The sequence below is a fragment of the Corynebacterium sp. HMSC06G04 genome (genome assembly GCF_001807365.1).
Lineage (GTDB): Bacteria > Actinomycetota > Actinomycetes > Mycobacteriales > Mycobacteriaceae > Corynebacterium > Corynebacterium simulans.
This window is the reverse complement of sequence record NZ_KV788616.1, coordinates 105,634-131,280: the sequence shown is the minus strand read 5'-3', so window position 1 is coordinate 131,280 and position 25,647 is coordinate 105,634. Positions and strand designations below refer to the sequence as shown.

At 57.9% G+C, this 25,647-nt stretch carries 33 protein-coding genes and 1 pseudogene; 12 read left to right on the top strand and 22 right to left on the bottom strand.

What is annotated here, in order from left to right; genetic code table 11:
* Together rplX and rplN are read right to left on the bottom strand one after the other, a co-directional pair.
* Complete coding sequence (gene rplX / locus HMPREF3158_RS06645) at window positions 1-315, bottom strand: 50S ribosomal protein L24 (protein WP_005527724.1); 315 nt, start codon at window positions 313-315, stop codon at window positions 1-3.
* Between the two features lie 4 nt (window positions 316-319).
* Complete coding sequence (gene rplN / locus HMPREF3158_RS06640; RefSeq protein WP_061920530.1) at window positions 320-688, bottom strand: 50S ribosomal protein L14; 369 nt, start codon at window positions 686-688, stop codon at window positions 320-322.
* 532 nt (window positions 689-1,220) lie between these two features.
* Here rplN and HMPREF3158_RS06635 point away from each other — a divergent pair.
* Window positions 1,221-2,135, top strand: coding sequence for a hypothetical protein (locus HMPREF3158_RS06635; RefSeq protein WP_070497795.1), 915 nt, complete (start codon window positions 1,221-1,223; stop codon window positions 2,133-2,135).
* A gap of 218 nt (window positions 2,136-2,353) precedes the next feature.
* On the opposite strand, the pseudogene HMPREF3158_RS06630 reads toward HMPREF3158_RS06635, so the two are convergent.
* Both HMPREF3158_RS06630 and HMPREF3158_RS06625 read right to left on the bottom strand, forming a co-directional pair.
* Window positions 2,354-4,406 (bottom strand): annotated as a pseudogene (locus HMPREF3158_RS06630) (sucrose-specific PTS transporter subunit IIBC).
* Window positions 4,407-4,536: 130 nt separating this feature from the next.
* Window positions 4,537-5,862, bottom strand: coding sequence for a glycoside hydrolase family 32 protein (locus HMPREF3158_RS06625; RefSeq protein WP_070497794.1), 1,326 nt, complete (start codon window positions 5,860-5,862; stop codon window positions 4,537-4,539).
* 21 nt (window positions 5,863-5,883) lie between these two features.
* Between HMPREF3158_RS06625 and HMPREF3158_RS06620 the strand changes: the two genes are divergently transcribed.
* Window positions 5,884-6,792, top strand: coding sequence for a carbohydrate kinase family protein (locus HMPREF3158_RS06620; protein ID WP_061920520.1), 909 nt, complete (start codon window positions 5,884-5,886; stop codon window positions 6,790-6,792).
* A complete protein-coding gene (locus HMPREF3158_RS06615) occupies window positions 6,793-7,212 on the top strand; it encodes a hypothetical protein (RefSeq protein ID WP_061920519.1) in 420 nt (139 codons plus the stop codon).
* 79 nt (window positions 7,213-7,291) lie between these two features.
* Here HMPREF3158_RS06615 and HMPREF3158_RS06610 read toward each other — a convergent pair whose 3' ends face one another.
* Complete coding sequence (locus HMPREF3158_RS06610) at window positions 7,292-7,849, bottom strand: hypothetical protein (protein ID WP_141741016.1); 558 nt, start codon at window positions 7,847-7,849, stop codon at window positions 7,292-7,294.
* A gap of 71 nt (window positions 7,850-7,920) precedes the next feature.
* On the opposite strand from HMPREF3158_RS06610, the gene HMPREF3158_RS13160 reads away from it, so the two are divergent.
* Both HMPREF3158_RS13160 and HMPREF3158_RS06605 read left to right on the top strand, forming a co-directional pair.
* Entirely contained in the window at window positions 7,921-8,145 is a 225-nt protein-coding gene (locus HMPREF3158_RS13160) for an ABC transporter permease subunit (protein WP_235590997.1), read from the top strand.
* Window positions 8,146-8,199: 54 nt separating this feature from the next.
* Window positions 8,200-8,622, top strand: coding sequence for a metallophosphoesterase family protein (locus tag HMPREF3158_RS06605; RefSeq protein ID WP_162492721.1), 423 nt, complete (start codon window positions 8,200-8,202; stop codon window positions 8,620-8,622).
* A gap of 48 nt (window positions 8,623-8,670) precedes the next feature.
* Here the strand turns inward: HMPREF3158_RS06605 and HMPREF3158_RS06600 are convergent, their stop codons facing one another.
* Window positions 8,671-9,204: a TetR/AcrR family transcriptional regulator gene (locus tag HMPREF3158_RS06600; protein WP_235591318.1), complete on the bottom strand. Its 534-nt coding sequence runs from the start codon at window positions 9,202-9,204 to the stop codon at window positions 8,671-8,673.
* Window positions 9,205-9,285: 81 nt separating this feature from the next.
* Window positions 9,286-10,584, bottom strand: coding sequence for an MFS transporter (locus HMPREF3158_RS06595; protein ID WP_246815647.1), 1,299 nt, complete (start codon window positions 10,582-10,584; stop codon window positions 9,286-9,288).
* A 127-nt stretch (window positions 10,585-10,711) separates the two neighbouring features.
* On the opposite strand from HMPREF3158_RS06595, the gene HMPREF3158_RS06590 reads away from it, so the two are divergent.
* Complete coding sequence (locus HMPREF3158_RS06590) at window positions 10,712-11,323, top strand: GNAT family N-acetyltransferase (protein ID WP_061920509.1); 612 nt, start codon at window positions 10,712-10,714, stop codon at window positions 11,321-11,323.
* An 18-nt stretch (window positions 11,324-11,341) separates the two neighbouring features.
* Here the strand turns inward: HMPREF3158_RS06590 and rpsQ are convergent, their stop codons facing one another.
* The 11 genes from rpsQ to rpsJ are packed head-to-tail and all read right to left on the bottom strand — an operon-like array spanning window position 11,342 to window position 16,520.
* Window positions 11,342-11,626: a 30S ribosomal protein S17 gene (rpsQ, locus tag HMPREF3158_RS06585; protein ID WP_061920507.1), complete on the bottom strand. Its 285-nt coding sequence runs from the start codon at window positions 11,624-11,626 to the stop codon at window positions 11,342-11,344.
* A gap of 2 nt (window positions 11,627-11,628) precedes the next feature.
* Window positions 11,629-11,859, bottom strand: coding sequence for a 50S ribosomal protein L29 (rpmC, locus tag HMPREF3158_RS06580; protein WP_061920505.1), 231 nt, complete (start codon window positions 11,857-11,859; stop codon window positions 11,629-11,631).
* Window positions 11,859-12,275: a 50S ribosomal protein L16 gene (gene rplP, locus HMPREF3158_RS06575; protein WP_061920502.1), complete on the bottom strand. Its 417-nt coding sequence runs from the start codon at window positions 12,273-12,275 to the stop codon at window positions 11,859-11,861. The genes rpmC and rplP overlap by 1 nt, the downstream gene beginning before the upstream one ends.
* Before the next feature lie 3 nt (window positions 12,276-12,278).
* Window positions 12,279-13,025, bottom strand: coding sequence for a 30S ribosomal protein S3 (gene rpsC, locus HMPREF3158_RS06570; protein ID WP_070497792.1), 747 nt, complete (start codon window positions 13,023-13,025; stop codon window positions 12,279-12,281).
* Window positions 13,025-13,387, bottom strand: a complete 363-nt coding sequence (gene rplV, locus HMPREF3158_RS06565) for a 50S ribosomal protein L22 (protein WP_061920498.1) — start codon at window positions 13,385-13,387, stop codon at window positions 13,025-13,027. The genes rpsC and rplV overlap by 1 nt, the downstream gene beginning before the upstream one ends.
* 3 nt (window positions 13,388-13,390) lie before the next feature.
* Window positions 13,391-13,669, bottom strand: a complete 279-nt coding sequence (rpsS, locus tag HMPREF3158_RS06560; protein ID WP_005527741.1) for a 30S ribosomal protein S19 — start codon at window positions 13,667-13,669, stop codon at window positions 13,391-13,393.
* Between the two features lie 13 nt (window positions 13,670-13,682).
* Window positions 13,683-14,519 (bottom strand): 50S ribosomal protein L2, encoded by an 837-nt coding sequence (rplB, locus tag HMPREF3158_RS06555; protein ID WP_061920496.1) that lies wholly within the window; start codon window positions 14,517-14,519, stop codon window positions 13,683-13,685.
* Between the two features lie 35 nt (window positions 14,520-14,554).
* Entirely contained in the window at window positions 14,555-14,857 is a 303-nt protein-coding gene (rplW, locus tag HMPREF3158_RS06550; RefSeq protein ID WP_061920494.1) for a 50S ribosomal protein L23, read from the bottom strand.
* Complete coding sequence (rplD, locus tag HMPREF3158_RS06545) at window positions 14,857-15,519, bottom strand: 50S ribosomal protein L4 (RefSeq protein ID WP_061920492.1); 663 nt, start codon at window positions 15,517-15,519, stop codon at window positions 14,857-14,859. The genes rplW and rplD overlap by 1 nt, the downstream gene beginning before the upstream one ends.
* Complete coding sequence (gene rplC / locus HMPREF3158_RS06540; protein ID WP_070497790.1) at window positions 15,516-16,172, bottom strand: 50S ribosomal protein L3; 657 nt, start codon at window positions 16,170-16,172, stop codon at window positions 15,516-15,518. Before rplC ends, rplD begins: the two co-directional genes overlap by 4 nt.
* Window positions 16,173-16,214: 42 nt before the next feature.
* Complete coding sequence (gene rpsJ / locus HMPREF3158_RS06535; protein ID WP_003848085.1) at window positions 16,215-16,520, bottom strand: 30S ribosomal protein S10; 306 nt, start codon at window positions 16,518-16,520, stop codon at window positions 16,215-16,217.
* Window positions 16,521-17,198: 678 nt separating this feature from the next.
* Here rpsJ and HMPREF3158_RS06530 point away from each other — a divergent pair.
* Genes HMPREF3158_RS06530 through HMPREF3158_RS06505 form a run of 6 tightly spaced genes read left to right on the top strand, consistent with a single transcriptional unit; the run spans window position 17,199 to window position 20,263 of the window.
* Window positions 17,199-17,726: an Asp23/Gls24 family envelope stress response protein gene (locus tag HMPREF3158_RS06530; protein ID WP_061920488.1), complete on the top strand. Its 528-nt coding sequence runs from the start codon at window positions 17,199-17,201 to the stop codon at window positions 17,724-17,726.
* A 29-nt stretch (window positions 17,727-17,755) separates the two neighbouring features.
* Complete coding sequence (locus HMPREF3158_RS06525; protein WP_235590995.1) at window positions 17,756-18,094, top strand: hypothetical protein; 339 nt, start codon at window positions 17,756-17,758, stop codon at window positions 18,092-18,094.
* An 11-nt stretch (window positions 18,095-18,105) separates the two neighbouring features.
* On the top strand, window positions 18,106-18,300 hold the full coding sequence (locus HMPREF3158_RS06520) for a DUF2273 domain-containing protein (protein ID WP_061920486.1): 195 nt from the start codon (window positions 18,106-18,108) through the stop codon (window positions 18,298-18,300).
* Window positions 18,300-19,136 carry an Asp23/Gls24 family envelope stress response protein gene (locus HMPREF3158_RS06515; protein WP_070497788.1) on the top strand — a complete coding sequence of 279 codons (837 nt, stop codon included), beginning with the start codon at window positions 18,300-18,302 and terminating at the stop codon, window positions 19,134-19,136. The genes HMPREF3158_RS06520 and HMPREF3158_RS06515 overlap by 1 nt, the downstream gene beginning before the upstream one ends.
* Window positions 19,129-19,704 (top strand): DUF6286 domain-containing protein, encoded by a 576-nt coding sequence (locus HMPREF3158_RS06510; RefSeq protein WP_070497786.1) that lies wholly within the window; start codon window positions 19,129-19,131, stop codon window positions 19,702-19,704. Before HMPREF3158_RS06515 ends, HMPREF3158_RS06510 begins: the two co-directional genes overlap by 8 nt.
* The gene (locus HMPREF3158_RS06505; protein ID WP_070432547.1) at window positions 19,697-20,263 is read left to right on the top strand and encodes an Asp23/Gls24 family envelope stress response protein; all 567 of its coding nucleotides are present in this window, start codon (window positions 19,697-19,699) and stop codon (window positions 20,261-20,263) included. Before HMPREF3158_RS06510 ends, HMPREF3158_RS06505 begins: the two co-directional genes overlap by 8 nt.
* Here HMPREF3158_RS06505 and HMPREF3158_RS06500 read toward each other — a convergent pair.
* The 4 genes from HMPREF3158_RS06500 to rpsG form a co-directional block, all read right to left on the bottom strand.
* On the bottom strand, window positions 20,260-20,976 hold the full coding sequence (locus tag HMPREF3158_RS06500; protein WP_070497784.1) for a hypothetical protein: 717 nt from the start codon (window positions 20,974-20,976) through the stop codon (window positions 20,260-20,262). The two genes, HMPREF3158_RS06505 and HMPREF3158_RS06500, sit on opposite strands and share 4 nt — an antisense overlap.
* 112 nt (window positions 20,977-21,088) lie before the next feature.
* Window positions 21,089-22,279, bottom strand: coding sequence for an elongation factor Tu (gene tuf / locus HMPREF3158_RS06495; protein ID WP_061920476.1), 1,191 nt, complete (start codon window positions 22,277-22,279; stop codon window positions 21,089-21,091).
* Window positions 22,280-22,697: 418 nt separating this feature from the next.
* Window positions 22,698-24,827: an elongation factor G gene (gene fusA / locus HMPREF3158_RS06490; RefSeq protein ID WP_062042304.1), complete on the bottom strand. Its 2,130-nt coding sequence runs from the start codon at window positions 24,825-24,827 to the stop codon at window positions 22,698-22,700.
* 348 nt (window positions 24,828-25,175) lie between these two features.
* Window positions 25,176-25,643, bottom strand: coding sequence for a 30S ribosomal protein S7 (gene rpsG / locus HMPREF3158_RS06485; protein WP_042529270.1), 468 nt, complete (start codon window positions 25,641-25,643; stop codon window positions 25,176-25,178).
* Window positions 25,644-25,647 lie beyond the last annotated feature (4 nt).

Genomic DNA, 25,647 nt, shown 5'->3' with positions numbered 1-25,647 from the left:
TTAGATGTCCTTCCCGTTGCTACGTGCGATGCGGACCTTCTTGCCGTTTTCATCGAAACGGTAGCCCACGCGGGTCGGATTACCCTCGGAGTCAACGATTGCAACGTTAGAAACGTGAATCGGAGCTTCCTGGGTAACGATTCCGCCGGACTCGGCGCCACGCTCGGTAGCGGAGTTAGCAACGTGCTTCTTCACGCGGTTGACGCCCTCGACGAGGACCTTGTCGCGCTTCGGGTATGCTTCGATGACCTTGCCCTTCGCGCCCTTGTCAGGACCCGAAATAACAATCACCATATCGCCCTTATGAATCTTCATAAGACTAGATCACCTCCGGTGCGAGAGAAACGATCTTCATGAACTTCTTGTCACGAAGCTCGCGAGCAACTGGGCCGAAGATACGGGTACCACGTGGCTCGTTGTCGCCCTTGAGAATGACTGCAGCATTCTCATCGAAGCGGATGTAAGAACCGTCCGGACGACGGGTCTCCTTCTTTGCACGGACGACGACAGCCTTAACGACGTCGCCTTCCTTAACGTTGCCGCCTGGGACAGCATCCTTGACAGTGGCGACGATTACGTCACCGATGCCAGCGAAGCGTCGAACGGAGCCACCGAGAACGCGGATGCACAGAATCTCACGTGCACCAGAGTTGTCGGCGACGCGCAGACGGGATTCTTGCTGAATCACTATGGGTCTCCTGACCTGGATTGATGTGCGGTAAGATTTCCGTCCTTACCGCACGCGGTCTACAAACTTGCGATGCTCAAGCCTTGACAACGGATTACACCGAAGGGTCTCGGACCGGCGGTTCGGAAACGCACCGCTACGGGCCGACCAGCTTTTGCAACCTATACATTCAACCACACGCCAGCGCCCTTACCAAAACGCTGCTCGACGCCTGTCGACACCCCCCTACCTCCACATTTATTTTCGCCAGTACACCCGCTTACCCCTTAACCCTTTATTTCGATTGCACCGACACACAAACAGTCTCCAAAACTATCGGCACACTCTGCACATATAAACCTCACCTTAGCGTTCCTCAGTGCAAATCAGGTCGCACGAACATTCTAATAATCCAATTCTTTCACAGCTGTAACGCATGAAAATTACAGTTAACTTCTGATTTCCGCGTGACAACTATGAATTATGTGACTATTGTTGTTTGCGTCGCGATAGACATTTTTGCGCTTTCCCATATTTCCCGAAGGAGAAACACATGAAGCGTTTGCCACAGACCCTGACCGCTGCTGCACTGACCGGCGCACTCGCCTTTGGTGGCGCAGCTGTTGCTCAGGCCCAAGATCCGGGTTCGGTAGAGAACCAGCCCTCGGCCGAGCCGCCTGCTCCGTCTGCGGGTGAAGATACCGCCACCGTAGACACCCCAGCTGAAGAAGGCACCCCAGCTGAAGAGGGCACCAGCGATATTGAACGCCATGATGTTGCTGCCGATCCGATTACCGTCGATGGTGTCGAGTACTTCAAGCAGGAAAACGGTTCTTGGCTGTCCAAGCCGGTCGCAGGCGATCCTGTTCGCTTGACTCCTGAGCAGGCAGAAAAGTTCGTGAAGGAGCAGCAGGACACCTCCGCAATTCCTGCTCCTGCCACCAAGATGGACGCTGAGGGCAACACTTGGTACCAGAGCATGAAGGACCCGAACGTTTACGTCAACGATCCAGCCCTGGTCAACGTGGAAGTTACCGCCGAGATGCGTGACGCTTACGCAAAGGCATTCCCTTCTGAAGCTGCGAAGCCTGAATTCGACAAGAAGAAGCTCGCATGGTTGGCTCTTCCGGCAGCCCTGGTGATTGGTGGTATCACCTGGTACCTGTCCCAGGACGGCAAGACCTACGTCAAGGACGAGGCACGCAAGAACCAGGAACCGACCGCCGAGGAAAAGGCTGCTTCCGAGCAGATGCTGAACGCTAACAAGGATGCGGTTATCGCCCAGGGCGGTCAGCTCGCTGAGGGCAACGCTCCTTCCGCACCGGCAGCTGGCAAGTCCGCAGACGCCGCACGTGGTATGTCCGCTGAGACCGGCTCCAACTCCGTTGCACAGGCTTTGGCTGCTCTGGCCGTAGCTGCAATGGTTGCCGCTGGCGCTTTCGCTGCACGCCGCAAGTTCTTCGCTTAAGCAAGAGCCTTCCTACCAAGTAGGAAACTGAATTGAGACTGGCTGCGCCGGTCGGGCTTCGGTCCGGCCGGCGCAGCTTTTTGCTATGGACACCCTGGTGCGTCACAGTTTGCTTGGGCTCAAGATGAGCTTTCGCCCCAGAGAGCGCCGCTATTCCTAAACCATTAAAGGCCGAACTGGGAAGGAGTTCTCCTCAGTTCGGCCTTTGTTCTTTCAAGCTAACGGGTTGTGCCTGCAGGCTCGTCAGTGGATGCAGGAGTAGCTGCATGGCCAGTGGTTGGTGCGGATGCTGGAACGGGCTTGGGATCCACAGTAAAGATATCGGTACCGAAGCCAGTGAGTTCACCCGGGCGGAAAGCCGCGGTAGGAAGAACAGGGCCGGTCTTCTTCGAATTCGAGACGACCACCGGGGTAGTTACGGGAAGGCCGGCGGCCTTGATGGCGTCGATATCAAATTCGGCGAGGACATCGCCTCGCCTGACCTCATCGCCCTTGGTGACGTGGGAGGTGAAGTGCTTGCCTTTAAGGTTTACCGTATCGAAGCCAATATGCATGAGGATATCGATATTGCCCACCACTGGGCCCTTGGTGCGAATGGCGTAGGCATGGTGGGAAGGGAAGGTAACGGTGATTTTGCCGTCGGCAGGCGCAACCAGTTTGCCCACGGTCGGCTCGATTGCCACGCCCTGGCCTAGCTTGCCGCCGGCAAACATAGGATCGCTGACCTGAGACAGTGGCACGGCGGTGCCCTCCAATGGGGAGAAGATGGTGCAGGCATCCTCGGCTGCTACCGCAGCTGGGGTGGCAGCGGCGGCTTGAGCCTCGGCTGCCGGAGGATTCACCTCATCCGGATCAATGGAGCCGTTCTTCCGGGCTAGGTAGCGGCCATAAAGGTAGGCGCCGATGAAGGAGCCTGCGAGTGCGATTGCAGCACAGATAAAGAACTGACTGTAATCCTCCGGGCGCATCGAAACGAAACCGATGATGCCGGCCGCGCCGAGTGCCGTTGCCTTCACGTCGAAGATGGCAATGAGAGTCGAGGCCACTGCAGAGGCAGCCATGCCGATGTAGAAAGGCCAGCGCAAGCGCAGATTCACACCGAAGATGGCAGGCTCAGTGATACCGAATAGTGCCGAGGTACCGGAAGCACCAGCCAAGCCCTTGAGCTTTTCGCTACGCGCCAGGAAGTAGACCGCGAGGGCTGCGCCACCTTGGGCAATATTCGCCATCGCTGCCGTGGCGAAGATGAAAGATCCGCCTTGATCCCACAGCATGTATTCGATTGGTGGGAAGGATTGGTGCAGGCCGGTGATGACGATTGGCGAGTAAACCAAGCCAAAAAGGAAGCCGCCGACAGGGCCTGCAAAGTCATACAAATTGGCCAAGCCAACGCCCAACCACTCACCGGCAGTGCGCAGGAACGGGCCAATGGCAGCGAAAGTGATAAAGCCGGTGACCAGCAGGGTAATCAACGGCGTGAGCATGAAGTCCACCGTGCCCTTTAGGTGGCGGTGGAGGAACTTCTCAATCGTGGCCAGGATCCACGCAATAACCAGAATCGGCAGGATGGAACCCTGGTAGCCGGCCTGTGCGACATCGAGGCCAAAGATGTTCCAATACTCCATGTCGCCGGCCTCGATGGTCTCAGCCACGTTGTAGCCGTTGACTAGGTCCGGCATAACCATTGCCATGGCCATACCCGCGCCCAAAAACTCATTGCCGCCAAAGCGCTTAGTGGCAGTAAAGCCCACCAAAATGGGCAGGAAAGCAAAGGGAGCAGAAGCCAGCAGGTTGATAAGTCCAGCGACATCTTTGAGTGCCGGCACCATTTCAATGGCCGCTTTCTCACCGAACAGCCCTTCAGCCGACAAGACGTTGTTCAGTGCCATGAGCAAACCGCCGCCGACCAGAATCGGGATGAGCGGCACGAAGATATCCGCGAGCACCTTGACGGCGCGGGAGAACCAGTTGCCGGAATTAGCGGCAATGTCTTTGAGCTCTTCGGTGGAAACGGCAACGTCCTTGTGGATCATGCCGTTCAATTCCCTATAAACAACGTTGACGTCACCTGGACCAACGATGACCTGGAACATTCCACCGGCTTCAAAGATTCCCTTGAGGTCAGGGTCAGCCTCTAAGGCCTTGGTATCGACCTTCTTCGTATCCTTCAGCACCATGCGCAGGCGCGTTGCGCAGTGCGCCAAGCCGATGATGTTTTTCTTCGCCGCCAAGTGCACGCAGGGTCCGTGCAGCAACTTCCTTGTGGTCCATAGGCAAAGCTCCCTTTCCTTTTCACGAGCTAATCAACCTAGAACCATTAGATACAGCTTCCAGACAAAAAGCCAAGAGCTCGGACATATTTGAGGGAAAATTCACCAAGTTTTACTGTTTGAACGGTCACTTAGTTCTTAACCCAGCCGCTCCATCGCGCTTCGCCTTCGCCAAATACGCTTGCCGACGCCGCGATTCGCCCACCGCCAGCAAAAATTTCCACGGCGCAGCCATCGGCAATGGCCATGACCTCGCCCTCTGGACAGGCAATCACGCGCTCGTCATCGCCCACACTCACGCGCAGCAGCCCTTCGCCTGCGCTAAAGCGCAGGTGTTCCCTACCTTCAACATCAACCAGGCTATAGCTGCCGCCACGCGAAGAGCTCAGACTCACCGTGCTGCCGAAGCCCTCCCTACCAGCAGCATCGGGAATCGTCTCCCACACCGGCCATTGATAAAGCACGCCGTCTTCCAGCCATACCCGGCGCGGCAAGGTCAGGGTGTGCACCCAGCCCTCCTCCACGGTGGGCTTGTCATCTTGAGCAGGAAGGCCCATCCAGCCGAGCAGCAGCGCTTGGCCATCGCTCATGCCAACCAGCTGCGGGGCATAGAACTCGTGTCCATAGTCCAGCTCGCTGAAACCACGCTCGACGTGGAAGGTGGTGCCGTCCAGCTTGCCCACCAGGTAGCCGCACTGGTCGGAAGACGCGTAGTGCGTTTGCCCATCCACTTTGACGGGTTCAAGCCCCTGCGGGCAAAAGACCAGGACGTCCTTAGACTCACCGGTTGCCTTATCAGTCAAGGCCACAAGGTTTGGGCACTCCCACATATATCCGCCCGGTAGGAGATCGGGGCTAAGCCCCAGCGCGGCGTCGTCAAGCGCGAAATTCAGTGCTCCCTCAAAGTCCCAGTTCTTAAGGTCCTGCGAGCGGTAGAGCACCACCGCAGCGTTCTCGTCCTCACGTTGCGCACCGATGACCATGCGCCAGCCTTGCTCATCCCGGGAAATCTGCGGATCGCGGAAGTGCCCGGTAAAGCCTTCCTCACTATCGGGAATCAGCGGGTTCGCGGCGTCGCGGTAATAAATGCCACCCTCAGGGCCAGAAGGATCGAGAACGCGCACGCGGTTCTGGGAAGGAATGCGCTTGCCCTCCACCTTGAGGTTGCCCGTATAAAACAGCCACACGTCGGTGCCATCGACCACGGCACCGCCGGAGTAACAGCCGTCCTTGTCATAGGGCAGGTCAGGCGAAAGCACGTCCGGATGATGCCGCCAGGGGCCTGCCACTGAGTACTTCGCCGAGGCATGCGCCCACCCCGTTCGCTTCGGCGCGTGCGGGAAGCAAGGGTCATGTTGGTAATAGACGTGCATGGTGTCGCCATCTAGAAAGACACCATTTGGATCGTTGAGACGGCCATACGGGGGCGCGATGTGGAAGTTCGGACGGTAGTTCATAGCACCGATACTATGGAATCCATGAGAATCCATGTGTGTGGCGAAGGACTCGTCGACCTTGTCCCCGTCAGCCCAGGTAGCTTGCAAGACCTCACGCCGGCTTTGGGCGGCGGGCCTTTCAATGTGGCCATCGCGGCGGCGCGTCTGGGCGGCGAGGTCAGCTTCCAGTCGCGCCTTTCCACCGACGGTTTCGGTAACGCGCTGGTGGAAAGGCTGGAGCAGGAAGGCGTGGACACGTCTATGGTCCAGCGCGGTCCAGAGCCCACCACTTTGGCCGTGACCAGCATCGGTGATGATGGTTCGGCGTCCTATACCTTCTACACGGAGGGCACGGCAGATAGGTTGGTTGAGCCCACGCTTTCCGACGCCGAGATTGCCTGCTTCGGCACTGTTTCCCTCGCGTTGGAGCCAGGTGCTTCGCGCTATGGCGAACTGCTCAAGCAATTCGCAGCTAAGGGCAGCATCGTGGCGCTCGATCCGAATATCCGCCCGTTCTATACCAACGATGAGCACAAGGCCTTCCTCAACGAGCTACTTGCCCACGTCACCGTGCTGAAGCTTTCTGAGGAAGAAGTGGAATTCCTGGGCAAGCAGGCCCTCAAGCAGGTTCCCGTCGTGGTGGTTACCCGCAGCAGCGAGGGCCTCACGTTGCGCGCTGGCACGACCCGGTTCGATGTGCCTTCCGCCAAGGTCGACGTCGCCGACACCATCGGCGCGGGCGATACCATCATGGGCGCGCTGCTCACAGAGATCGCCCGCCGCAACCTCACGGCCGAAGAGCTCACTCACTTGAGCGAATACGACTGGAAAAAGATTTTGGAATTCGCCGCGGCAGCCGCTGCGATTACCGTCTCTCGCAAGGGCGCACAGCCACCGCACCGCGCAGAAGTGCTTGCCATGCAAGCAGATGTTCAGAAGAAAGAGGCCTAAATGTTTTCTTCCTACCAGGGCCGTAGCGCCATACTTCACACCGTGGCGTTCATCTTCGTGGCGTTGTCTTTCATCTTCCCGGTAGTCCTGGGCACTTCTGCCCTGCTGCCCACGTGGCTATCCGGCATCGTGAGTATCCTCGTTGCGCTCGCCATTCTTGTCGACGCCGCGCACAAAGCCTTCGCCCCACCTGAACGCCCCGCACGTGGCCTGCGCGCACTTTCCGCCCTCGCTGCGTTGACCGCGCTCATCGGCTGGATCTGCTGGCTTATCATCTTCAACAACTTCGACGCCGCCGGCACCACCATGTACAAGGTAGGTACCTTCACCCTGGGCACCAGCGCCGTGCTCAACATCTTCTGCGCCGCCATGGCCTTCCTGGATTGGCGGGCTGGCCGCGTTACTCCGGTCAAGCATTAATCGGCAAAACTGCCTTTGGCTCCCCGAAAGACATCAAGAACTCCTTGTAGTAGCTCTGCGCAGCCACAAGGAGTTCTTGTTATTCAGCAGCTTCGATTTCAAAGCTGGTGCCCAGACGAAGCGGGCCGTTCGGCAAAGAGGCATCATTTTGCCAACCAACTTTGTCAGCAGCGATCGACACTGTCACATGCTTGCCCACCCACGGCTCTGCCTTTTCGCGGCTTTCCTCGTGCGTGCTGTAGTGCGATGCAAGCAAGCCGCTATCGATCCAACGGGTTTCCTTGTAATTTGCCCTGTTCCCGGTGACCTCCCCCGGAGCATCAAATTCGAGGATCCAATAGTCGCCGTTGAGCTCGCTTTCAGGGAATCCGGATTCAGGCTGCGAGCCTAGGGTCTCACGACCTTTCTTCTTTACAACCTTGCCCGTCATCTTCAAGATGCCGTCTTCAATGACCACCGCTGGTTTCTTCGATTCTTCTGACGCCTTGGATTCTTGGGAATCCGCCTCTGCTGAACTTTGTGGCGCCATCGTATTGAACATCTTCTCTGTTTCTTTAGCGGAGTCGTTTTTTCCGGAATTACTGCAGCCAGAAAGCGCTAGGGCTGCAACACAGAGTAAGGAAACATAGCGGCGCATGATTGGACCTCAAAACACATAAGGAAATAGGAGACAGCGTTTTAGCTTAACGCCCTGGGGCGGTGAGGATTGTGGAAATCGGCGAATCTGCCGCGGCGGTCTCCCACACCGTCTACGAAGCGGCGAAGGTCTCCGGTGCCAAGGGGCACCAGACCTTCTTCCGGATCACGCTGCCTTTGCTTACACCGGGTATCGCAGCAGGCTGGATTCTGGCTTTCTTCGCAGGATTCCGTGAACTCGTGATTCTTCGCTGGTGCGCCGGAACAACATCAACCTGCTCGCGTCCTGGATCATGAACCAATTCGATCAAGGCCACCGCGCCGAGGCCATGGCAATGACCCTTATGGGGGTTGGAACTTCAATTATCGTCCTCGTACTCGTCACTTCCTGGCAACAAAAGGAACGCGCATGATCACCATGACTATAAATGGCCCGAAGGAATCATCGCGCACGGGACCGAACCGCACTTCTTCGAAATCGACGGTGTGCAGGCGTGGACCTGCGGCGTGGCCACCGACCCTGACCCACGAGAGATCGAAATCCCCAGCTTCAATGGCCTGGGACTGCTTCACACCTCTGTGCACGGTGAATTCAGCCGTAAGCCTTGCCTGCCGTGCAAGCTAGAGGATCTGCAAGAAAGCGGTGCGACGTGGGTGCTTGGGCACGTGCACAAGCCCATCACGCTAAGCGCAGAACCGTTCATTGGTTGGACGGGAATGCGTGCCGGCGTGCACTACGACCCGACGACTTCCGCGGTGAGCAGGTTTTCTTAAAGACTATTTCAAAGGTTGTCTTTGCGAGCAGAGACCGCTCGGGGGTCGTTAACTCGGATGCGGCGCGAGAGTTGCTGGGATGGTCTGAATTAAAAGCTCTTTGAGGCCGGCGTTCTTTGGAAAATCCCTGCGCTCGGACCAACCTGCGATGCATTCGATGAAGATGCCGATCAGACTGCGGGCACGGGTGCGGTCGATAATGCTGGTGCCCGTCTCAGCTAGGACGCAGTCCACCCACTGGTCCGAGTGCTGCCAGATATGGCCCAGCAACGAAGGATTTTCACGCAACAGAAGGACTCGATCTGCGAGCTGTCCTCCCCACGCATCGGCATCGCTGAAGAGTTCGCGGAGCGCTGCCTCCAAGTTCTTATAATCAGTCATCTGCGCGATGTCCACCAGAACCTTTGTTGCTTCGGGGCTGATGATGACACTGGTGATAACGGCTTCTTTCGTGCCAAAGTGGCGGTAGAAGGTCATCGCTGAGACATCAGCGGCTTCGGTAATTTCAGCCACGGTGACGTCGTCATATCCACGCTCTGCAAAAAGCTCGAGCGCCGCACTTCGGATCGCGCGCCGCGTCATAAGTTTCTTTCGGTCGCGACGATTAAGCCCAAGATTGTCCGAAGACGAAGATTCTAAAGGACGTGACACCATGCCTTAACTCTATAATTTCTGCTGCCTCGTGTGCATGAATAACAACGCAAATCCCGTTAAAACACAAGCAGCGCTACACAGGACAAAGACGCTATCCATCGCATGGATATAGGAGGCGTCGCTAGCCGGCTCGCCTGCCAAGTTAATTACGAGTGAGGCGATGAAAGCAACGCCTAGGAGCGAGCCAAGCTGCCGAATTGTATTAACCAACGAGGCACCACTTCCCCGGCGCTCCGGGTGAACCTGCGCCATCGCCTCCTGCAAAGCCAAGGATTGACCCGCCCCCACACCAAAGCCGGCAAGGCTTAACCCCGCGGCCAAATATCCATATCCGCTGGATGGACTCGTCAACGCACCAACCAGCAGCCCCCCGGCGACGAGGAAAATCGAGCTAGGCAGAAGCCACCGCCCAATCTTGCTTCGCCGCACCAACAGCCCGGCTGCCAAGGCGCCAACGATGGCAGTGCCGGCCAAAGGCATAAGCATCAAGCCACCCCGGGCAGGCGAGTTGCCCAAGATATTCTGCAGGTAGTGCGGAGTGACATAAAGCAGCCCGAAAAGCACCAAGTTGATAAAGAACAGGGTCACAGTATTCACGAGGAAGCGCGGATTGTTCAAAAGCCCCAAGTCCACGAGTGCTTGATCGCTCCTTCCGCCGAAGACCAGGGCCAGTGCCAAAGCAGCCAACCCAATCAGAATTGGTAACCAAACCGCACTAAATGAGACCTTGCCGCCGACGTTAATCATGCCAACCGTGAGAACAAGGAAACCAAAGGCAGAGAGCAAGATCTGTACCCAAGGCAGCACCGGATGGGAAGGAACAGCCCTTGCCTTCGGCAGTCGGCTACAGCCGAAAAAGACAAGGGCGATGACAACGACGTCAAGCCAGAAGATGCCACGCCAGCCTAAAGCATGAATAATCCAGCCACCCAGGAGCGGACCTAAAGGAGCGCCAACACCACCGGCGGCGGTCCACAAACTATTGGCCAGTGCCATGTCGGAAGGCTCTATCACCGTGGGCAAAAGGGCCAGCGACATCGGTGTAAACACCGAGGCCGCAAGTCCCATGCCCGCACGTCCGACAATGAGCCAGATGGCCGACGGAGCAAGCGCGCACACGAGCGCTGATACAAGAAAGACCATGCTTCCTAAGAGGAGTAGACGTTTATGTCCGAGCCTGTCGCCGAAGAGCCCGCACGGCAGCAATACCGCAAGGAAGGCGACATTGTATGCGGAGACAACCCATGCGGCTTCCGCGGGGCTCGCACCTAGTGAGTTCGTCAATGCTGGCAGGGCAACCGCAACCATGGTCGTATTCATATACAACGTCATAATTCCGGCACACAGTGTTAATAGATGCGACCAATGCGTTTTAGCGATAGTCTCTACCATGCGTTACAAACTACCACTTTTAAAGAGATTGGAGACTACGCTAATGGGCCACTACAAACCAGGACAGATTCCCGTCGGCGAAGCAAAAGAACTCTTCGAACTTCTAACTCGTTGCGACAAGGACTTCACTCCCCCGCTCTCGCAGCGCGCGGCCGTTGGACAGACCGACTGGGACAGCCAGGGAGCGAATACGGGAATCAAAGACTATTACGAGTCGTTGATCGAAAAGGCCACCATCATCACGGTCACCCGCAACAACAAGTTGGCAGGGTTCTGCGCTTATTACTATCCCTATCAATGGCAGGGCCAAAGCTACCTATACGTGAGCACCGCGGTCACCGCGCCCGAATGGCGCAAGCACGGACTCACTAACGCGTATGTGCGCCATATCTGCACCGCCGCAATGCGGTTGAAATGCCCCATCCTGGCCAAGACTTGGTCTACCAACAAGCAGAGTATGACGGCACTATCCCGCTATGCCGATAGAGCAGACACGCTTTGCGACGACCGCGGTGTCGGCATCGACACTGTCTACTGGGAGACCACGCTAGATACGTTGCTATACCGGGCAGCGCGACGAACGCTTAAAAAATACGCGCATATGAAAAGCCGGCCGAGCCTTCTTCCTAAAGGAGGAAAAGCTCGGCCGGCTTAAGTGTTGAAAAGCTAGGTTTTACTTAGCCTTCTCAACGACCTCGACGAGACGGAAGTGCTTGTCCTTAGACAGCGGGCGGGTCTCGGCGATCAGAACGCGGTCGCCGACGCCGGCGGTCTCGTTCTCGTCATGTGCCTTAACCTTCTTGTTAGAGCGCATGATCTTGCCGTAAAGCGCGTGCTGCTTGCGATCCTCGAGCTCGACGACGATGGTCTTATCCATCTTGTCGGAAACTACGATACCGATGCGGGTCTTGCGCGCACCGCGCTCCTTCTTTACTTCGTTCACGTTTGCCTCACTCATGATTAAGCCTCAGCTCCCGGAACTACGGACAGGCCCAGCTCGCGCTCGCGAAGAACGGTGTAGATGCGGGCAATGTCGCGCTTAACCGTGCCGATGCGGCGGTTGTTGGTCAGCTGGCCGGTAGCCTTCTGGAAACGAAGGTTGAACAGCTCTTCCTTCGCATCCTGCAGACGCTTTTCCAGCTCAGCGTTGTCGAGCTCACGGAACTCGTGGGCGGGGGTACCGGTTGCCATTAGAACTGGTCCTCCTTCTTGATGATGCGGACCTTGCAAGGAAGCTTCTGGCCTGCGCGGCGCAGTGCCTCAATTGCGGTGGCCTCGTTCGGGTAGGACATCTCGAAGAGGACGCGGCCCGGCTTAACGTTGGCGACCCACTTCTCAACCGGGCCCTTACCGGAACCCATACGAACGCCGAGCGGCTTCTGGGTCAACGGACGGTCCGGGAAGATGTTGATCCACACCTTGCCACCACGCTTGACGTGGCGGTTGATGGCAATACGTGCGGCCTCAATCTGACGGTTGGTGATGTAAGCCGGCTCGAGAGCCTGGATTGCGTAATCACCAAAGTTGATGCGGTTACCGCCCTTGGAAACACCGGTACGGGTAGGACGGTGCTGGCGGCGGTACTTAACGCGCTTAGGAATCAGCATGGATTAGCCCTCCTGCTTCTGCTGTGCGCGCTGACGACGCTGGCCACCACGGCGCGGACGACCGTTACGGTCACCGCGGCCACGGCCCTGCGCCGGAGCGTTCAGTTCGGATTCGCGTACGCCACCGACGACGTCACCCTTGTAGATCCACACCTTGATGCCAATGCGGCCGAAGGTGGTGTGAGCCTCTGCGGTGCCGTAGTCGATCTCGGCGCGAAGAGTGTGCAGCGGAACGCGACCCTCGTGGTAGCGCTCGGTACGGGACATCTCGGCGCCGCCCAGACGACCGTTCAAGAGGATCTTAATACCCTTGACCTGCGGCTGGCGCATAGCGGACTGGATAGCCTTGCGCATTGCACGACGGAATGCAACACGGTTAACCAGCTGCTCGGCGACGGACTGAGCAACGAGGGTTGCGTTTGCGTCGACCTGCTTGACCTCGAGAATGTTGAGGGCGACCATCTTGCCGGTGAACTTCTCGAGCTCGCGGCGGATGCGGTCTGCCTCAGCACCGCGGCGGCCGATCACGATGCCTGGGCGGGCGGTGTGAATGTCGACGCGTACGCGGTCACGGGTGCGCTCGATAACGACGTCGGCAATGCCGGCGCGGTCGAGGCCCTTCTCGAGGTACTGACGGATCTTGATGTCTTCGGCTACGTAGTTCGCGTAGTCCTTATCGGCGAACCAGTGGGTCTTCCAGTCGGAAGTGATGCCCAAACGTAGGCCGTGAGGATGGATTTTCTGGCCCATTACTTGGCCCCTTCCTTCTGGCTCTCGACCACCACGGTGATGTGGCTGGTGCGCTTACGAATCATGAATGCACGGCCCTGTGCGCGTGGCTGGAAACGACGCATGGTCGGGCCCTCGTTGGCGTATGCCTCGGAGACGACCAGGGTGCGTGGGTCCAGACCGAAGTTGTTCTCAGCGTTAGCAGCTGCAGAAGCAACAACCTTAGCGACTGGCTTAGCAGCGCCCTGCGGAGCGTACTTCAGGATTGCAAGTGCCTCGGCTACGGACTTGCCGCGAACCAGATCGATGACACGGCGTGCCTTCATCGGAGTAACGCGGACGTAGCGGGCCGTTGCGGATGCGGAGGTGATGGTTTCACTCATCGCTTATCGACGTCCCTTCTTATCGTCCTTGATGTGACCCTTGAAAGTCTTGGTTGGTGCGAACTCACCGAGCTTGTGGCCGACCATGGAGTCCTCTACGAACACCGGCACGTGCTTACGTCCGTCATGGACGGCGAAGGTGTGACCGATGAAGTCAGGCAGAATGGTCGAGCGGCGAGACCAGGTCTTGATGACCTGCTTGGTGCCAGCCTCGTTCTGAGCATCCACCTTGTTGAGGAGGTGCTCATCGACGAACGGGCCTTTCTTAAGGCTGCGTGGCATTGTTTACCTCCTCTTAGCGCTTCTTGTTCGGGCGACGACGGCGCACGATCATGTTGTTCGAGTAACGGTTCGGGTTGCGGGTGCGACCCTCCTTCTTGCCCCATGGGGACACAGGGTGGCGACCACCGGAGGTCTTACCCTCACCACCACCGTGTGGGTGGTCAACCGGGTTCATGACGACACCACGGACGGTCGGGCGAACGCCCTTCCAGCGCATACGGCCGGCCTTACCCCAACGGATGTTCATCTGGTCAGCGTTACCGACCTCACCCACGGTTGCGCGGCAACGGATGTCGACGCGGCGGATCTCGGAGGACGGCATACGCAGGATTGCGTACTTGCCTTCCTTACCCAGCAGCTGGATGGAAGCACCAGCGGAGCGAGCAAGCTTAGCGCCTGCGCCCGGCTTGAGCTCCACAGCGTGGATGGTGGTACCGGTTGGGATGTTGCGCAGCGGCAGGTTGTTACCAACCTTGATGTCGGCGTTAGCGCCGGCCTCAACGATGGTGCCCTGCTTCAGGCCCTTAGGGGCGATGATGTAGCGCTTCTCGCCATCTGCGTAGTGCAGAAGAGCGATGTTTGCGGTGCGGTTCGGGTCGTACTCGATGTGAGCAACCTTTGCCGGGATACCGTCCTTGTCCGTACGACGGAAGTCGATCAGACGGTAACGACGTTTGTGGCCACCGCCGATGTGGCGGGTGGTGATGCGGCCGTAGTTGTTACGACCACCAGTCTTGGTCAGCGGGCGCAGCAGGGACTTCTCCGGAGTGGAACGAGTGATCTCCTCGAACTCGGACACGGAGGATGCGCGGCGACCCGGAGTTGTCGGCTTGTACTTACGAATAGCCATAATTCTTCCTTTTCCTTTCGGCTCTCCGGTGGCGCTTAAGCGCCGCCGCCGAAGATGTCGATGGAGTCGCTGCCTTCGCGAAGCGTCACATAAGCGCGCTTGGTGGACTTACGCTGACCGAAACCGGTGCGGGTGCGCTTACGCTTACCTGCACGGTTGACGGTGTTCACGGAGTCAACCTTTACGCCGAAGATCTGCTCGATGGCATCTTTGATCTGGGTCTTGTTGGAGTCCGTGGAGACGTAGAACGTGTAGACGTTCTGCTCCATCAGGCCGTAGGACTTCTCGGAAACGACCGGTGCGATGACAATGTCACGCGGGTTAGCGAGCTTAGCCATTACTTCTCCTCCTTAACTTCCTCGTTCGCACCCTGAGCGCGAGCGACGAAGGTGTGCAGAGCCTCAACGGAGAACACAACGTCGTCAGAGTAAAGGACGTCGTAGGTGTTCAGCTGGCCTGCGTCCAGGATCTGGACGTTAGGCAGGTTGTTGGCGCTGCGGCGAGCGTTGATGTCCTCGCGGCCGACAACGAGCAGCACGTTCTTGCGCTCGGTCAGACGCTCGATGAAAGCCTTAGCCGCCTTGGTGGACGGGGTCTGGCCCGGGACGAGCTCTTCGATTACGTGGATACGCTCGTTGCGAGCGCGGTCGGACAGTGCACCAAAGAGAGCAGCCTTGATCATCTTCTTAGGGGTGCGCTGTGCGTAGTCGCGCGGAACCGGGCCGTGGGAGATGCCGCCACCTGCGTAGTGCGGTGCGCGGATCGAGCCCTGGCGTGCACGACCGGTGCCCTTCTGGCGGAAAGGCTTACGGCCACCGCCGGAAACCTCGCCACGGGTCTTTGCCTTGTGGGTGCCCTGGCGCGCAGCAGCAAGCTGAGCGTTGACAACCTGGTGCATCAAAGCGATGGATGCCTCGGTGTCAAAGATCTCTGCTGGCAGCTCGACAGAGCCGTTGGTCTTACCCTCAGCGGTCTGGACGTCTAGCTTGAGGTTGCTCATGCGTGTGCACCGCCCTTCACTGCGGTCTTAACGGTGACGAGGCCACCGCGTGCACCAGGGATAGCACCCTTGATGAGCAGCAGGTTGGACTCGGCATCGATCTTCTGAATCTTCAGGTTCTGGGTGGTCACACGGTCTTGGCCCATGCGGCCAGCCATGCGGGTGCCCTTGAAGACGCGAGCCGGGGTAGCGCAGGCGCCGATGCCGCCGACGCGGCGGTGAGCAGCCTGGTTACCGTGGGCCGCGCCCTGACCTGCGAAGCCGTGGCGCTTCATGGCGCCAGCGTAGCCGTGACCCTTGGTCGTGCCGGTGACGTCAACGAAGGTGATGCCCTCGAAGATGTCAGCGGTAACTTCCTGGCCAACCTCGTAAGCAGAGGTGTCATCCATGCGGATTTCGGCAACGTGGCGACGTGGGGTTACGCCAGCCTTCTTGAAGTGACCTGCGGCAGGCTTATTTGCCTTGCGTGGGTCGATTTCGCCAAATGCGATCTGGATGGCGTTGTAGCCATCAGTTTCTGCGGTGCGAATCTGGGTAACAACGCACGGCCCAGCTTCAACGACGGTAACCGGTACAACGCGGTTTTCCTCGTCGAAGATCTGGGTCATGCCGAGCTTCTTGCCCAGAATGCCCTTGATCTCGTTTTCACTCATTGTTAGTTCTCCACCAAATATCTATTCGTCGATCGCTTTACACTACTGAATGTTTACGTCGACGCTGGCCGGAAGGTCGATGCGCATCAAAGCGTCAACGGTCTTCGGGGTCGGGTCGAGAATGTCGATGAGGCGCTTGTGAGTGCGCATCTCGAAGTGCTCGCGAGAGTCCTTGTACTTGTGCGGAGAACGAATAACGGCGTATACGTTCTTCTCGGTTGGGAGCGGCACTGGGCCAACAACACGAGCACCCGTACGGGTAACGGTCTCGACGATCTTCTTTGCAGAAGCGTCGATAGCCTCGTGATCATAGGCCTTCAGCCGAATGCGGATTTTTTGTCCCGCCACGCTTATCCTCTTCCTCGCTACCCCACATTCACATTCCCGGCGTATCCGGGGCGTGAAGCGGTGGGAATTGCTTCTCGATTTCTCTATAACGTTGTCCGGACTCTAGGGCCTGGGCGCAACGCCAGTTGTCTGACTGTCATGACGACCAAAAGTTGCGACCTGGCAATAAACCTGGTTGCAGTGCTTTCGACGGGGTACAAGACCCGTAAGTCAAAGTTCTATAGAAAGAGGACGGTTCCTCACGCATTACACGTGGAGGCACAAATCCAATTCATATACTGCCGCTGTTTATTTGCCATGCCCCTTCTCCGGTCCATTCGCTCGGGATGTCTCTACTAAACGCGGACCTAGCCCGATTGAATGACCTTCTCGGCACACACTTAAAAAGTGCCCACCTGCGAAGGTGTCATGTTCGCTTTACCAGCAACTTTGCTAAACATCGGAGCGGCAAGGCTCACGATCTTCAAACGCCGTTGTGTTAAAGCAACCCTTGTATTTAAGCATGTAATCGCGCGTTTTCCAAACTTTTTTCCAAACCGTGTGCAAAGTCACGTTTTCCAAAAGATTGCACCTCAGCACCCCACAATGTCCGCATTCAGATATAGGCTCGGAAAGGTAGCTTTCTTGTTAAGGCGAAACTTCCCGCAATCAAGTCCCTATAGATAAGGAATAAGCACAATGACCGCTAATACCCCAGCGAATACTGATCAGAACGCTGCCCAGAACACCGCACAGAACGCAGCAACTTCCACCGAGCAGGCAAACACCGCCGCTGCTGCCCCGGAGGTCAACAAGAACCTGGAAACCGAGTACGGCACCACCACTATCGACGACGCCGTGGTTTCCAAGATCGCTGGCATCGCCGCCCGCGAGGTTTCCGGCGTTGCCGCACTGGGCGGTGGCGGCGCACGCATGATGGGATCCATCCGTGAGTCCTTCGGCGCATCCGAGGATGTACGCCAGGGCGTAACGGTTCAGGTCAACAACGCTGTTGCCACCATCGAAGTTGCCATCATCGCCGAGTACGGTGTTGCTATCCACGAGCTGGCTGAGGCTATCCGCCGCAACATCATGAATGCTGTCGAGCGCATGACCGGCCTGGGCGTTGAGCGCGTTGACGTTGTGGTCCACGACGTCAAACTGCCAAAGGAAGACACTGCCAGCGAGCAGGCCTCCAACAACGCTTTGGCACAGGGCCAGGAATAGGCCTTTCAAAGACTAAGGCAGTTATTTAAATGATGGAGTCCACTCCGGAGCGCTTTGAACTAGATGCCGCTGCTGCACATCGCATCGTCGACTCAGTAGCAGGCATCCAGGGCGTCGCCAAGCTGCATCCCGGTTCTTTCGGCGAAGTTGCGTTGCTTTACCCCGGCAAGCGCATCGGCGGCATAAAGCGCCCGAGTCCGCGCGACGATAGCCATATCGAGGTACACCTTGTAATCGACGTCGCGAAGCGCATTCCGGTTGCCACAATCGCGGACGCCGCCCGCACCGCGGCGCTCGAGGCCTGCCCGGGACTGCAACGCGTTGATGTCGTCGTGGCTGATGCTTTAAGCAGCGCACTGGAAGATTAAGAAGGAAAACTATGAAGAACTACTCCACGCTGGGCATTGTTGCCGGTCTGGTTTTGGCCTTTTTCATCCACCTTGGCCTGTGGCCCACGGTGTTGGCCATCCTGCTTGCCGCCATCGGTGGTGTTGTAGGTGCGCACTTCGACGGCCGTATCGACCTCACCGCCGTGTGGTATGGAATTATCGGCAAGGATAAAGGGCAGGGATAATGCCATCTGCCACGCCACAACAGCGCACTGATGGCACCTTGCGGTTTACGCACAAGGCTCTCGAACACATTGTCACTAGCGCCATCGCTTCCGTCCCCGGGACCGAAGCCATCGACGCCAAGCTCGCCGGCTTAGCTGGGCGCGCATTTCCGCGCCTGCTTATCCAGAGCGATCCTGCTTCCGAGGTGCTAGCGGTGGATGCCTCGATCGCGGTGACCTGGCCGAGTCCTGTCACGGACGTAGCGAAGTCGACCCGCAAAGCCATCGAGGAATGGGTTGCGGCCTACACCGGCTACCGCACCACCCGCGTCAACGTCACCGTTGCCGCAGCAGTACCGGGCGAGCGCGTGTCAGGCCCTGCCGTCGACGCGCGACAAACGCCACGGGCAATCACTCCGCGGTCACTTCCGGAGCGCCAGCTTAAACCGATAACCACCAACCATACGGTGCCAATACGCAATATAGATGCGCCTGCCCCGCAACCGGTGCGCTCTATCGACGCTGACAGCGCTCCGCTTCAGGTCGCGTCCGTACGCGCCCCGGAGCCAACTAGGCTTTTGCAGGTAACGGCGCCCACGCCTAACCACGTCCGCCCTGTCACCGCTCCCAATCCCGTCGCCGTGCGCAGCGTGGCCGTTCCTCGGCCGCTGCAGCCGCGTCCGGTAAGTGCTCCCCGCCCGGTTGCGCTGCGCACAGTCCGCGTACCCGAGCCAGCACCTGTCCGCCAGGCCTCACTGCAAGGTACCGCGCCGGTTCGGCATGTTGTAGCGCCCCGTCCACAGCCACTGCGCGAAATCACAATCAACCCGATGTACAGAGGGGGCCAGGATGGATAAGAAAGATGCTCTCCCGCAGGGCTTTGGCCAAAGGCCGGCGGCATCCCCTGCAGCCCGTAAATGGGCCGTTGTCCTCGGAATGGTTTGCTTGGGCGCCGCAGCTTTTCTCGGAAGGGAAACGTGGGCTGTCAGCACTAAAGCCAATTCCTGGCTGCAGCCTTTCATCGACGTGATGTCACAGGACGCGGTCGAAACCTGGATGCTGATAGGCGGCGGCATCGCTATTGCCATTGGCCTTATCTTGCTCATTGCGGTGTTCAAACCACGCAAAAAGACACATACCAGGCTCTCCTCCGACACCGCCTCGATGTGGCTGCGCTCGGTAGACATCGCGCGCGTAGCCTCAGCCGCTGCGCGCCGCGTGCCCGGCGTCAGTGCTGCCCGTAGCCGCGCAGTAATCAGCAAGAAGAAGATCGGCGTCGATATCACCGTCAACGGCGACACTGAGGACAATCTGTTGGTCAGCCGCGTGGAAGAGGCTGTATCGCAAGCCCTTTCCTCGTTGGAGCGCGTCCCACAGCTAAAAGTAAAGGCAGAAAATCTCCCGGAGGTCGATAATCATGTCTAAGGGCTTGGCAGCATTCGACCGTTTCTTGTTATTCCTCATCGCCGTAGTCCTCATTGCGCTAGGGCTTTGGCCGATCCTCATCCATTTTGAGGTTCCCTTCGCCACTTCCCTGGCACGCTGGGTTGATCACGACGCTTGGGCAGCACTGCCTAGCGCTAATTGGTGGCCGGTAGCGCTGGGTGCAGCCACCATGCTCCTAGCGGTAGCCGGCATCTGGCTCATCGTGGCGAACTTGCGCCACCGGCGCTTCAACAACGTCGCATCCGATTCTTCGAATGATGAAGGCGCCATTTCCACCAATATGCAAGCTATTGCTGGTGCCGTGGCCAAAAGCTTTGATGCTCTCGACGGAGTCGAGAAGGTTCACCGGTTGGTGGCCTATGACCGTGCGCGGCCGACCTTGCAATACAAGATAGAAGCCAGCGCGGATATGCCACTAGATGAGCTAACCAAGGCTGTCGAAACCAGCGAGAAGGACTTCCGCTCAGCTTTTCCCGACGCCAATCTAGATACCGTGTACAAGCTGCACTTTAGCCAGGTTAAGGCACTGAAGGACTAGTCAATGTAGCCATCGGCGGCATCAGGGGCGGATTCAGCGAGGAGTACCTCGGTGACCGCCCCAAATTCATGCGTAACCCCACGTGACAGCGATACTTGCAAAGGCTTCCCGGGACTACACTGCAGAATCTGCTTCCAGGAATAGTCAGCACGTTGCAGGCAGCGCCGTGCAATTTTAAATGCATGTAAGCCGTGGTCCAAAAGGATGGTTTCCAGCTCGGTGCGGATAAGCCACGCCCGCTCCCCTACGTTGCGCCTTTTCAACCCGCTGAGCTGGCGTGAATCTTGCTTTAGGCGGGTAATTGACTCCACTACGCCAAAGCGATGTTCGATGGACTCCGAGTCCTTGATAACAAGAGGTCGACCAGGCCCCACTGGCCGAACAGCCGAGTACTGCCACGCCACCGGCTGCCGCGGACCATCATCGCTGGTACGGCGAATGACCACATTTGCCTCGTCAATAGTCACGCGCTCACGTTGGGTGACGAGTAGCCACAATCCTTCCTCCACGCGGCCGTCGCCAAGCGGCAGTGTCGGTGGATGCAACCGCGCCATTTGCTCCAACGCACGAACCATATCCGCGTCGTCAGCACCCCATCCGAGGCCTTGGTTGGCCAGCATTGCAAACAGCGTGCCCAAGGGCAGCTCCGGCTGACCTTCCCACGCAGCTTTCAGAGCCTGCAGGGTGTGGTCGATGCGTGTGGGATCAAGCATGGCTCATAGCTTAACTGGCGCGGGAGCAAGACACGCAAAAAGCCACCGCCTTCCCGGAAAGGGAAAGCGGTGGCTTTAAAGGGCGTTACTTTAAACGCTCAAGCAAATGCTCTTACTTGATGATCTTGGTAACGCGGCCAGCGCCGACGGTGCGGGAGCCCTCGCGGATAGCGAAGCGCAGGCCCTCGTCCATAGCGACCGGCTGGATCAGCTCGACGGACATCTCGACGTTGTCGCCAGGCATAACCATCTCGGTGCCCTCAGGCAGCTTGATGACGCCGGTAACGTCGGTGGTGCGGAAGTAGAACTGCGGACGGTAGTTGTCCATGAACGGGGTGTGGCGGCCGCCCTCTTCCTTCTTCAGGACGTAGACGGAACCCTCGAACTGGGTGTGAGGGGTGTAAGCGCCCGGCTTGATAACAACCTGGCCACGCTCAACCTCTTCACGCTTGGTACCACGCAGAAGCAGGCCACAGTTGTCGCCAGCCTCGGTGTAGTCCATCATCTTGCGGAACATTTCGATACCGGTAACGGTGGTGGAGATGGACTTCTCCTGGATACCGATGATCTCAACGTCCTCGTTGACGTTCAGGGAGCCACGCTCAACACGGCCGGTAACAACGGTACCGCGGCCGGTGATGGTGAAGATGTCCTCGATAGGCATCAGGAACGGCTTGTCCAGCTCGCGCTCCGGATCCGGGATGGAGTCATCGCAAGCCTGCATGAGGTCGACAACAGCCTGTACCCACTTCTCGTCGCCCTCAAGAGCCTTCAGAGCGGAGATGTGAACGATCGGAGCTTCCTCGTCGTAGTCCTGCTCAGCGAGCAGCTCGCGGATCTCCATCTCGACGAGCTCGATGATTTCCTCGTCGTCAACCATGTCGCACTTGTTCAGTGCAACGAGGATGTAAGGAACGCCAACCTGGCGAGCCAGAAGAACGTGCTCGCGGGTCTGCGGCATCGGGCCATCGGTTGCAGCAACAACCAGGATAGCGCCGTCCATCTGAGCAGCACCGGTAATCATGTTCTTGATGTAGTCGGCGTGGCCCGGAGCGTCAACGTGTGCGTAGTGGCGCTTCGGGGTGGAGTACTCAACGTGGGAGATGTTGATGGTAATACCGCGCTCCTTCTCCTCAGGAGCCTTATCGATCATGTCGAATGCGAAAGCGGTGTTCTCCTCAGGGTACTGGTCAGCCAGAACCTTGGTGATCGCTGCGGTGGTGGTGGTCTTGCCGTGGTCGACGTGTCCGATGGTGCCGATGTTAACATGCGGCTTCGTACGCTCGAACTTCTCCTTTGCCACTGTTTGTCCTCCTGGACTCTATGGCGGCTGCATAGGCAGCCACGTGGTTGGTTAATGTCATTGGCACTTGGAACGAAAACTCCGAAGCGCTAATGACGCTTTCTTTACGTGCCAGTTACACGATCCTAGATTTATGCCGCAGTTTTTTCAAACCGCCTAAATAGGAGGTAACCCCGCGCATGTTGTGCGGTCGTTGACCCTCGACAAGAATCTGATAACGGATCCTGGGAGGGTAACGGCCGGCTCAACCAACACTTTTTGCAAGTGCAAGTTCAGCCAACCGCTACCCAACCAGTTGCCTCACGCGGGAGAAAAGCTGCAAGCTCTTGCCCCGCCCCGCAACTGGAATCTACTGGCAAAGACTACCAGCCGTATGCGGGGCTGAAGCGTGAGGGGGTGGCGATTGCCTTAAGGCTAGTTAGGCCTTGTTGCCGGTGCGCTCTTCGATGATCTCGGTTGCAACGGAGGAAGGAACCTCAGCGTAGGAATCGAAGACCATGGTGAAGTTTGCGCGGCCAGCGGTGGAAGAACGCAGGTCGCCGATGTAACCGAACATCTCGGACAGCGGAACCTTTGCCTTGACAACCTTTGCGCCGGAGCGGTCTTCCATAGCGAAGACCTGGCCACGACGGGAGCTGATGTCACCGTTAACGGTGCCCATGTACTCCTCAGGGGTAACAACCTCAACGGCCATGACCGGCTCAAGAAGGACTGGCTTTGCCTTAGCAACAGCTTCCTTCAGAACCTGGGAGCCAGCGAGCTTGAAGGCCATCTCGGAGGAGTCGACGTCGTGGTAAGCGCCGTCCTCGAGGGTTGCCTTGATGTTAACCAGCGGGAAGCCAGCGAGGTAGCCGTACTGCATTGCGTCCTGGATACCAGCGTCGACGGAAGGGATGTACTCCTTCGGAACGCGGCCACCGGTGACGGCGTTCTCGAACTTGTAGGTTGCGGACTCGCCCTCCTCCAGCGTCTCTGGGTCCGGGTTGTAAGGCTCGATGGTGACGATGACCTTTGCGAACTGACCAGAACCACCGGTCTGCTTCTTGTGGGTGTAGTCCAGGGACTGAACCGTCTTGCGGATGGTCTCGCGGTAAGCAACCTGTGGGTTACCGATGTTTGCCTCGACCTTGAACTCGCGCTTCATACGGTCAACCAGAACGTCGAGGTGGAGCTCGCCCATGCCGCCGATAACGGTCTGGCCGGTCTCTTCGTCGAGCTCGACGGTGAAGGTTGGGTCCTCAGCAGCGAGCTTCTGGATAGCGGTACCCAGCTTCTCCTGGTCAGCCTTGGTCTTTGGCTCGATGGAAACCTTGATAACCGGCTCCGGGAAGTCCATGGACTCGAGGATGATTGGGTTGTCCTTGTCGCACAGGGTGTCGCCCGTGGTGGTTTCCTTCAGGCCGATAACTGCGTAGATGTTACCTGCGTCAGCCTGCTCAACAGGGTTTTCCTTGTTGGCGTGCATCTGGAACAGCTTACCGATGCGCTCCTTCTTACCCTTGGTGGAGTTGAGCACCTCGGTACCTGGGAAGACCTGGCCGGAGTAAACGCGAACGAAGTTCAGCTGGCCGAAGAACGGGTGTGCAGCAATCTTGAAGGACAGTGCGGAGAACGGGGAGGAAACAGCCGGCTTGCGGGTAACCTGCTCGTCCTCGTTACCAACAGCGTGGCCAATGACCTCACCGACGTCCAGCGGGCTCGGAAGGAAGTCAACGACTGCGTCGAGCAGCGGCTGAACGCCCTTGTTGCGGTAAGCGGTACCACACAGAACCGGGTAGATCTCGGAGTTGATGGTCATCTTGCGGATTGCTGCCTTGATCTCGTCAAGGGTCAGCTCCTCGCCGCCGAAGTACTTCTCCATGAGCTCTTCGTCAGACTCAGCAACAGCCTCGAGCAGCTTCTCGCGGTACTCTTCAGCCTTCTCCTGCAGGTCAGCAGGGATCTCCTCGATGGTCGGTTCAGCACCGGTCTCGACCTTGCCGCGCCAAGTGATGGCACGCATGTTCAGCAGGTCAACAACACCGTCGAAGTCGTCCTCAGCGCCGATTGGCAGCTGCAGAACCAGTGGCTTAGCGCCGAGGCGATCGATAATGGTCTGAACGGTGAAGTAGAAGTCAGCGCCCAGCTTGTCCATCTTGTTGACAAAGCAGATACGCGGAACGTCGTACTTAGCAGCCTGACGCCACACCTGTTCGGACTGCGGCTCAACGCCTTCCTTGCCGTCGAAGACAGCAACAGCGCCATCCAGGACACGCAGGGAACGCTCGACCTCAACGGTGAAGTCAACGTGACCCGGGGTGTCGATGATGTTGATCTGGTTGTTGTCCCAGAAACAGGTAACAGCAGCGGAGGTAATGGTGATACCGCGCTCCTTCTCCTGCTCCATCCAGTCAGTGGTGGATGCGCCATCGTGCGTCTCGCCGACCTTACGGTTAATACCGGTGTAGAAGAGAATACGCTCGGTGGTGGTGGTCTTACCAGCATCGATGTGAGCCATGATGCCGATGTTGCGGACCTTGTGAAGGTCCTTAAGCACTTCTTGTGCCACGGTTTTACCCCAACTTATTTATCGTGGACGCTTCGCGCCGGTTCCCCGCTTTCAAAGCGAGGTTCCAGCACCAATCCGTCCGCATGGATAGGTCTTTATTAATTTTGCCACGTCTCGGCCGTCTTAGCAGCCGCAGGGCTACTAAAACTTCCAGCGGTGCACCTTAATACACCTTTACGTAGCCCGCCTCCCCAAGCTAGCCGTCTGCCCACAAGGAGAAGACACCAGCTTAGAAAAATGGCCCGAGCAACGATATGAAGTTATGTTTGCAGTTTCAACCGCAGAAAGCGGGTGGAACTGTTCAGCAAAACTATTACGTTGCTCGGACCATAGGCATACGCTGGAAAATTACCAGCGGTAGTGTGCGAAGGCGCGGTTTGCCTCAGCCATCTTGTGGGTATCTTCACGACGCTTCACGGAAGCACCAAGACCGTTGGACGCATCCAGGATCTCGTTAGCGAGACGCTCGATCATGGTGTTCTCACGACGCTGGCGGGTGAAAGTCACCAACCAACGCAGAGCGAGGGTGTTAGCGCGAGCCGGCTTAACCTCAACTGGCACCTGGTAGGTAGCGCCACCGACACGGCGGGAGCGAACCTCGAGGTCCGGGCGGATGTTGCCCAGAGCCTTCTCCAGGGTGCCGACTGGGTCGGTACCGGTCTTCTCACGGCAAGCCTCGAGTGCACCGTAGACGATGCGCTCTGCGGTGGACTTCTTGCCATCGAGGAGGATCTTGTTCACGAGCATGGTGACCTGCTCGGAGTTGTATACCGGGTCCTTAACTACAGGACGCTTCGGAGCAGCATTCTTACGCATTGTT